Source organism: Pseudomonas sp. GZD-222, assembly GCF_049310525.1.
In the GTDB taxonomy this organism is placed as follows: Bacteria; Pseudomonadota; Gammaproteobacteria; order Pseudomonadales; family Pseudomonadaceae; genus Aquipseudomonas.
The window spans coordinates 42,571-50,814 of sequence record NZ_JBMOWO010000046.1; the positions used below are offsets into that span (position 1 = coordinate 42,571).

Sequence of the window (8,244 nt, forward strand, 5' to 3'; positions counted from 1 at the left end):
CGTTAACCACGCCAGGCACGCTGCAAGCGTGCCAGCGCGTCGGCAATCCGGGCTTCGTCCACTGCGGCGAAGCCCAGCACCAGCCCTGCGCGGTTATCCACAGGAGTGGCCGAGTCCGGCAACCAATAATCGCTCAGGGCATTGAGTTCGACCCCGACGGCTTCGGCCTGGGCGATCAATGTCTGTTCGCGGGCATAACTGTCCACATCGATCTTTACGTGTAACCCTGCCGCGACCTCAGGCATCGGCCCGAGGCCAGGAATATCCACAGGCCAGCCCTGCTGCAGAGCATTGCGCCGGTTCAGGGCGGCACGGCGCACACGGCGAATGTGCCGCTGAAAATGCCCCTGTGCCATGAATTGCGCCATTACCGCCTGCGTACCGACTTCCGAGTGCCTGACGGACAGTGCCCGGCAACGCGAGAAAGCTTGAACCAACTGTTGCGGTAGTACCAGATAACCCAGGCGCAAGGCGGGAAAGGCAATCTTGCCAAAGGTGCCGATGTACAACACCCGCCCACTACGGTCCAGTGCCGCCAGCGGGGCCAGCGGCGCACCGCTGTAGCGGTATTCACCGTCGTAATCGTCCTCGATGATCCAGCCATCTTTGCGCTGAGCCCAGTCCAGCAGCTCCAGGCGCCGGGCCAGGCTCATGGTGACGCCAGTGGGGTACTGGTGCGAGGGCGTCACATAACTCAAGCGACAGTGCGGCAGGTCATACAGGGCTGCGCAGTCCAGACCCTCGTTATCGACGGCAATACCCCGTACGTGCGCACCGGTTAACGCAAAAGCATTTCCGGCGGCGCGATAGCCGGGGTTTTCCACAGCCACCACATCCCCCGCCTCCAGCAGCAGCTGTGCACAAAGACTAATGGCCTGCTGTGCGCCACTGGTGATCACAATTTGTTCAGCCGTGCAGGAAAGCCCGCGTGATCGACGCAAATAGGTGGCAATCAGCTCACGAAGTTGCGATTCACCCGCAGGGTCGCCGTAACCGAGCGCCGCCGGATCCGGATTGCGCCAGAATCCCGCTTGCAGCTTGGCCCAGACGTCGAAAGGAAACAGATCCAGCGCCGGCAAACCGACACGAAAAGCGCGCGGCGGACCGCTTTTTGGCGCCGGTAAATGATGCTTCTCGAGTCGCTCCAAGGGACCGCTGTGGATAACCTTACTGGATAAAAACTCAGTATTATCCGGCGATTTTGTGGATAACCCTGTGGAAAAACCCAGGGATAACCCTGTGGATACTTTTGTGGATAGTTTTGGCAGCTGACTCACGTAAGTCCCGTCACCTACCCGGCTTTCAATAAAGCCTTCGGCATAAAGCTGGTCATAGGCGCGCACCACGCTGTTGCGCGACAGCGCCAATGCCGCCGCCATGTCACGGGTGGCCGGCAAGCGGGTGCCGCTACTCAAGCGACCATCCAGCACGCGTAGACGCAGTGCCTGGTATAGCTGGCGGCTCAGCCCCTGGCGGCGATCAAGAACAATGCCGGTCGGGTCGAACGGCAGGGTGAAAGGATGCACGCTCATGACAATGGACCTATCAAATTAGCCAGGAATGGCTCTTACCATAGACCAATAGCCTGCCTAGGATGGAAGCATTCGCCAAGGACAACGCCCATGTTCACACCTTCGAGCTATAAGGAAACCGACCTCAGCCAACTGCAGCAGCAGATTGAGCAGACCCGTCTGGCCGTGCTGGTCACTCAGGGTGAACAAGGGCTGCAGGCCAGCCACCTGCCGCTGCTGCTGGACCGCAGCCAAGGCAGCAACGGCACCCTCTACGGTCACTTCGCCCGCGCCAACCGGCAATGGCAAGAACTGGAAAACGGTGCCGAAGCCCTGGTGGTGTTTGCCGGGCCCGACGCCTATGTCAGCGCCGGCTACTATCCCAGCAAGGCTGAAGATCCGCGTACCGTACCGACGTGGAACTACGTGGCCGTACATGCCTGGGGCAAGGCCGAGGTCTACCACGATGCCAAGCGGCTGCTGGACATCGTCCGGCGCCTGAGCGACCAGCATGAACAGACTCAGGCCAAGCCTTGGTCGGTGGATGAGGCGCCCGCCGATTACATGGCCGGGATGCTCAAGGCCATCGTCGGTTTTGCCCTGCCCATCGAGCGCCTGCAAGGCACCCGCAAACTCAGTCAGAACCGTTCGGCCATCGATATCGAAGGTGTGCGTACAAGCCTGGCCAACAGCACCAATCCCCTGGACAACCAACTGGCCGCAGTAATGCGCCAATCGTGAAGGAATCTCTCATGCCCAGCGTTACGATCCGCCCGGTAACCGCCGATGACCACAGCGCCTGGCTGCCACTGTGGCAAGCCTATCAGCGCTTCTACGAGACCCGCATTGCCGAAGAGGTGAGTGCCGTGGCCTGGCAACGCATGCTCGACGTCGATGAGCCGACCAATGCCGCGCTGGCCTGGGTCGAAGGCAAGGCGGTGGGCATGGTCCACTGGATCTATCACCGCTCCAACTGGAGCATCGAGAACTCCTGCTACCTGCAGGACCTCTATGTCCAGAATGAGCAACGTGGCCTGGGTATCGGCCGCCAGTTGATCGAATACGTCTACGCTACGGCGAAGGAAGCAGGCTGCGCCAAGGTGCACTGGTTGACCCATGAAACCAATGCCACTGCGATCAGTCTCTATGAGCAAGTCGCCGAGCGACCTGGTTTCATCCAGTTTCGCAAACCGCTGTAATCCCAGGAGCCATTACATGAGTGAATCGTTGAACTGGCACCCGGCCAAGCGCCCACATCCGACAACCCTGGTCGGGCGTTTCATTCGCCTGGAAAAACTCGATCCGCGTCGTGACCGCGAAGACCTCTGGCAGGTGTTCCAAGGCCCCGAAGCCGACCCGAAACTCTGGGACTACCTGGCCTATGGGCCTTTCACCGAACGCGAAGACTTCGACCACTGGCTCGACAGCAATGCGGCCAGCAGCGATCCGTTGTTCTACAGCGTCATCGACAGTGCCAGCGGCCAGACCCAGGGCATTCTCAGCCTGATGTCGATCGTGCCTGAGCAGGGCCGTATCGAAATTGGCCACATCGCCTTCGGCGCCGCCATGCAGCGCACCCCCAAAGGGACCGAGGCGGTCTACCTGCTGGGCAAGCTGGCATTCGAGCTGGGCAACCGTCGCCTGGAGTGGAAGTGCAACAACGACAACGCCCGTTCGAAAAGAGCCGCTGAACGCTTCGGCTTCCGCTTCGAAGGGGTGTTCCGCAAGCATATGGTGATCAAGGACCGTAACCGCGATACCGCGTGGTTCTCGATTACCGACGATGAGTGGCCGGCGGTTGCGGCGGGGTTTGAGCGCTGGCTGGGCAGCGATAACCAAAAGCCTGGCGGCCAGGTGCAAACCCTCGAAGCGTGCCGGTAGGAGCGGATTTATCCGCGATGGCCTGCATAGCAGGCCTATTTAGGGCCGCTACGCGCCCCATCGCGGATGAATCCGCTCCTACAGAGCGCAAAAAAAGGGGAGCATTTGCTCCCCAGAGGTTAACTGCTTGTAGATGAAGACCTGAAAATCAGCCTTCGATCTCGATCAGAATCTCGCCCGGGTTGACCCGGTCGCCCTTGGCTACATGAATGGCGGTGACCTTGCCGGCGACGTCCGCCTGGACTTCGGTTTCCATCTTCATGGCTTCGGTGATCAGCACCGGCTGACCGGCCTTGACCACGTCGCCTTCCTTGACCAGGACATCGACAATATTGCCCGGCATGGTGGTGCTGACGTGGCCCGGAGCGCTGGCCTGCTTGCGCTTGCTGCTGCCGCCGCCGACGAATTCGTTGAGCGGTTCGAACACCACTTCTTCCGGCATGCCGTCGATGGACAGGTAAAAGTGACGCTTGCCTTCGGCCTTGACGCCGACACCGGTAATGTCGACGCGGTAGGTTTCGCCGTGGACGTCGATGACGAACTCGGTCGGCACACCTTCACCGCCAGCCGAGGCGACCTTGCCAGCTTCTGGAATCGGCAGCAGCACTTCAGGGGTCAGGGTTCCGGCTTCACGTTCTTCGAGGAACTTGCGCCCGATATCCGGGAACATGGCGAAGGTCAGCACGTCTTCTTCGGACTTGGCCAGGTTGCCGATATCGGCACGCAGCTTGGTCATTTCCGGCTTGAGCAGGTCTGCCGGACGCACGTCGATGACTTCTTCGCTGCCGATGGCCTGACGGCGCAGGTTCTCGTCGACCACACCCGGAGCCTTGCCGTAACCGCCTTGCAGGTACAGCTTCACCTCGTTGGTGATGGTCTTGTAGCGCTCGCCAGCCAGGACGTTGAAGAACGCCTGAGTGCCAACGATCTGCGAGGTCGGGGTCACCAGCGGCGGGAAACCGAGGTCTTCACGCACGCGTGGGATCTCAGCCAGCACTTCGCTCATGCGGTTGAGCGCGCCCTGTTCTTTGAGCTGGTTGGCCAGGTTGGAAATCATCCCGCCCGGTACCTGGTTCACTTGCACGCGGGTGTCCACGGAGGTGAACTCGCTTTCAAACTGATGGTACTTCTTGCGCACGGCATAGAAGTACAGGCCGATTTCCTGCAGCAGCTCCAGATCCAGGCCAGTGTCGAATTCGCTGCCCTTGAGTGCCGCAACCATCGATTCGGTACCCGGATGGCTGGTGCCCCAAGCGAAGCTGGAGATCGCGGTGTCGATGTGATCGGCACCGTTCTCGATGGCTTTGAGCTGGCACATGGCAGCCAGGCCAGCGGTGTCGTGGGAGTGGATGAACACCGGTAGCGACTGCTCGGCCTTCAGCGCCTTGACCAGTTCACCCGTGGCGTACGGGGTCAACAGGCCAGCCATGTCCTTGATCGCCACCGAGTCGCAACCCATGGCTTCCATTTGCTTGGCCTGGGCCACGAAAGCGTCGATGGTGTGCACCGGGCTGGTGGTATAGGCAATAGTGCCCTGGGCATGCTTGCCGGCCGCTTTTACCGCCTCGATGGCCACGCGAAGGTTACGCACGTCGTTCATGGCATCGAATATGCGGAATACGTCGATACCGTTGACGGCAGCCTTGGCCACGAAGGCTTTGACCACGTCGTCGCTGTAGTGGCGGTAGCCGAGCAGGTTCTGACCGCGCAGGAGCATCTGCAAACGGGTGTTAGGCAGCGCTGCACGCAGTTTGCGCAGGCGCTCCCACGGGTCTTCCTTGAGGAAGCGCACGCAGGCGTCGAAGGTTGCGCCGCCCCAGACTTCCAGCGACCAGTAGCCAACCTTGTCGAGCTTGTCGCAGATCGGCAGCATGTCGTCGGTACGCATGCGGGTGGCCAGCAGGGACTGATGGGCATCGCGCAGGATTGTGTCGGTTACAAAGATTTTCTTGGACATTATGGGATTCCTCACAGGCCTGCGTGGGCGGCAATGGCGGCAGCGATGGCCAGGGCCAGCTCTTCGGGTTTGCGCTTGATCGAATAGTTGGTCAGTTCTGGATGAGCTTCAACGAAGCTGGTGTTGAACTGACCGCTGCGAAATTCCGGATTGCGCAGGATTTCCTGGTAATAGGCGGCAGTGGTCTTCACCCCTTGCAAGCGCATGTCGTCCAGGGCTCGCAGGCCGCGGTCCATGGCTTCTTCCCAGGTCAGCGCCCAGACCACCAGTTTCAGGCACATGGAGTCGTAGAACGGCGGAATGGTGTAGCCGGTGTAGATCGCCGTATCGGTACGTACGCCGGGACCGCCGGGTGCGTAGTAACGGGTGATCTTGCCGAAGCTGGGCAGGAAGTTGTTCTTCGGATCTTCAGCGTTGATCCGGAACTGCAGGGCAAAGCCGCGGTGCTGGATATCTTCCTGCTTGACCGACAGCGGCAGGCCCGAAGCAATGCGGATCTGTTCGCGAACGATGTCGATGCCGGTGATTTCTTCGGTGATGGTGTGTTCCACCTGCACCCGGGTGTTCATCTCCATGAAGTACACCTCGCCATCGGCGAGCAAGAACTCCACGGTACCGGCGTTCTCGTAACCCACAGCCTTGGCTGCGCGCACCGACAGGTCACCGATATAGGCGCGCTGTTCAGGGGTCAGTTGCGGGCTTGGGGCGATCTCGATGAGCTTCTGGTTGCGGCGCTGGATCGAGCAGTCGCGCTCGAACAAGTGCACAACGTTGCCGAAGCTGTCGCCGAGGATCTGCGCTTCAATGTGTTTCGGGTTGACGATGCATTTTTCCAGGAACACTTCCGCCGAACCAAAGGCCTTGGTCGCTTCGGAAATGACTCGCGGGAATGCCTGTTCCAGCTCTTCGCGGCTGTTGCAGCGACGAATACCGCGACCACCGCCGCCGGAGGTGGCCTTGAGCATCACCGGATAACCGATCCGATCGCCTTCTTCAAGCGCTTCATGAATATCGGCGACGTTGCCTTCAGTGCCCGGGGTTACCGGCACACCGGCCTTGATCATGCTGCGCCGGGCTTCGGTCTTGTCGCCCATGCGGCGAATGACTTCGGCTGCCGGACCAATGAACTTGATCCCGCGTTCAGCACAGATGTCCGCAAGCTCAGCGTTCTCAGACAGAAAACCATAACCGGGATGCAGCGCATCACAACCGGTTTCCACAGCCAGGTTCACCAGCTTGCGCGGGTTCAGGTAGCCGGCCAGGGGCTCGGCACCAATGCTGTGGGCCTCGTCTGCACGCTTGACGTGCAAGGCATGGCGGTCGGCGTCGGAGTAGATCGCCACGGAGCGAATGCCCATCTCGGCGCAGGCACGCACGATCCGAACTGCGATTTCACCCCTGTTGGCGATCAGGATTTTTTTTATCACTGGAGTATTCCCAAGGCCGCTAGAACAAACGAGCCGGCACCGCCGGTCGGCGCGTGACCAATCGTCGCTGGCCAGTCGCATCTTTACCCTAGCGCTGTCTCTGGATAAACAAAAATCAATATTTATTAGGGCGTGCATTAGCAAAAGCTTATAGTGCTGTTACAAGGTTTTGCCGAGATAAGAAAAAAATGCGTAAGTCATTGATGCGTATGACATTGCGTCAATTGCAGATCTTCAATGAGGTCTGTGATTTGCGTTCCTACAGCCGCGCGGCCGAGGAGATGAACCTGACGCAACCCGCCGTTAGTCTACAGATCCGTCAACTTGAAGAACTGGTGGGCCAGCCGCTGTTCGAGTACGTCGGCAAAAAACTCTACCTGACCGAGGCTGCCGAAGCCTTGCAGCGCGCCAGCCGAGACATCTTCGGGCGCCTGGAAAGCCTCGATATGCAGCTGTCCGACATGCAAGGCTCGCTGCAAGGGCAGTTGAAACTGGCAGTGGAATCCAGCGCCAAATACTTCGTCCCGCACCTGTTCGCCGCCTTCAAGCGCCAGCACCCAGAAGTCAATCTTACCCTCACCGTGGTCAACCGGGCCCAGGCCATCCGTCGCCTCTCGGACAACCGTGACGACCTGATCATCATGTCCATGGTGCCTCAGGACATGGGTCTGGAGTTCCTGCCGTTCCTCAACAATCCGATTGTCGCCGTGGCACCGCCCGACCATCCGCTGTGCAAACTTGAAAAGCTGCGCCTGCAAGACCTGGAACCGCACACCCTGCTGGTTCGCGAACAAGGTTCCGGCACCCGCAAAGCCTGCGAGGAGTACTTCAAGGACAAGCGCGTGCACTTCACCCAGACCCTTGAAGTCGCCTCGGCCGATGCCCAGCGTGAATGTGTGATTGCCGGGCTGGGCATTGCCCTGCTGACCCGCCATGCGCTGAACCTGGAACTGGCCACCGGTGTGCTGCGCGAGTTACCGGTTGAAGAGCTGCCACTGTACCGCAGCTGGTGTGTGGTGCAGTCCAAGGCCAAGCGGCAATCGCCGGTGGCCTTGGCCTTTCTTGCATTCATCCGTAGCGAACGAACGCAAATCAGCGGGCTTGTTGAGCGTTTTTCGGGGAGTTTGCCGCCGATACCTGCCACACGCTGATAGCCTGCAATTCGGGGTAATCAGCAATTTCCTGAAGCAGGCGGCGTTGCTCGGAGTAGCTTTCGATCGCGCGGCGGTACTCCATGCGGCGCTGATCTTTCTCCTGCTGCTTGCGGGACTTGGCGTTGGGTTGGTACGAGCCATCGAGTTCACGAGCCATTGCATATCTCCCTGATCGAGTGCGGGAGTTTCAGCCTGACTACGCGGCGTTACGATTTAGCGGCGCACCAATGACAAATCGATGAAACAGCTGTGGGAGCGGGCTTGCCCAGCGATTGCGGTGGGTCAGGGAAATCGCATCGCGGGGCAACCCCGCT

The 8,244-nt window shown here is 59.9% G+C and carries 8 protein-coding genes; 4 read left to right on the forward strand and 4 right to left on the reverse strand.

The window, feature by feature from the left end:
* Positions 1-2: 2 nt before the first annotated feature.
* On the reverse strand, positions 3-1,532 hold the full coding sequence (locus tag ACO6VD_RS08455; protein ID WP_422418286.1) for a PLP-dependent aminotransferase family protein: 1,530 nt from the start codon (positions 1,530-1,532) through the stop codon (positions 3-5).
* Positions 1,533-1,622: 90 nt separating this feature from the next.
* Between ACO6VD_RS08455 and ACO6VD_RS08460 the strand changes: the two genes are divergently transcribed.
* From ACO6VD_RS08460 to ACO6VD_RS08470, 3 genes are read left to right on the forward strand one after another with little or no spacing between them, the layout of a single operon-like run.
* Positions 1,623-2,252, forward strand: a complete 630-nt coding sequence (locus tag ACO6VD_RS08460; RefSeq protein WP_422418288.1) for an FMN-binding negative transcriptional regulator — start codon at positions 1,623-1,625, stop codon at positions 2,250-2,252.
* Between the two features lie 11 nt (positions 2,253-2,263).
* Positions 2,264-2,710: a GNAT family N-acetyltransferase gene (locus ACO6VD_RS08465; RefSeq protein WP_422418289.1), complete on the forward strand. Its 447-nt coding sequence runs from the start codon at positions 2,264-2,266 to the stop codon at positions 2,708-2,710.
* Positions 2,711-2,726: 16 nt separating this feature from the next.
* A complete protein-coding gene (locus tag ACO6VD_RS08470; RefSeq protein WP_422418290.1) occupies positions 2,727-3,392 on the forward strand; it encodes a GNAT family N-acetyltransferase in 666 nt (221 codons plus the stop codon).
* 148 nt (positions 3,393-3,540) lie between these two features.
* Here ACO6VD_RS08470 and oadA read toward each other — a convergent pair whose 3' ends face one another.
* Entirely contained in the window at positions 3,541-5,349 is a 1,809-nt protein-coding gene (gene oadA, locus ACO6VD_RS08475; protein ID WP_422418291.1) for a sodium-extruding oxaloacetate decarboxylase subunit alpha, read from the reverse strand.
* An 11-nt stretch (positions 5,350-5,360) separates the two neighbouring features.
* Positions 5,361-6,776: an acetyl-CoA carboxylase biotin carboxylase subunit gene (locus ACO6VD_RS08480; protein WP_422418292.1), complete on the reverse strand. Its 1,416-nt coding sequence runs from the start codon at positions 6,774-6,776 to the stop codon at positions 5,361-5,363.
* 203 nt (positions 6,777-6,979) lie between these two features.
* On the opposite strand from ACO6VD_RS08480, the gene ACO6VD_RS08485 reads away from it, so the two are divergent.
* Complete coding sequence (locus ACO6VD_RS08485; RefSeq protein ID WP_422418293.1) at positions 6,980-7,927, forward strand: LysR family transcriptional regulator; 948 nt, start codon at positions 6,980-6,982, stop codon at positions 7,925-7,927.
* On the opposite strand, the gene ACO6VD_RS08490 is transcribed toward ACO6VD_RS08485, so the two are convergent.
* The gene (locus ACO6VD_RS08490) at positions 7,869-8,087 is read right to left on the reverse strand and encodes a PA3496 family putative envelope integrity protein (RefSeq protein WP_075226612.1); all 219 of its coding nucleotides are present in this window, start codon (positions 8,085-8,087) and stop codon (positions 7,869-7,871) included. The two genes, ACO6VD_RS08485 and ACO6VD_RS08490, sit on opposite strands and share 59 nt — an antisense overlap.
* Between the last annotated feature and the right edge of the window lie 157 nt (positions 8,088-8,244).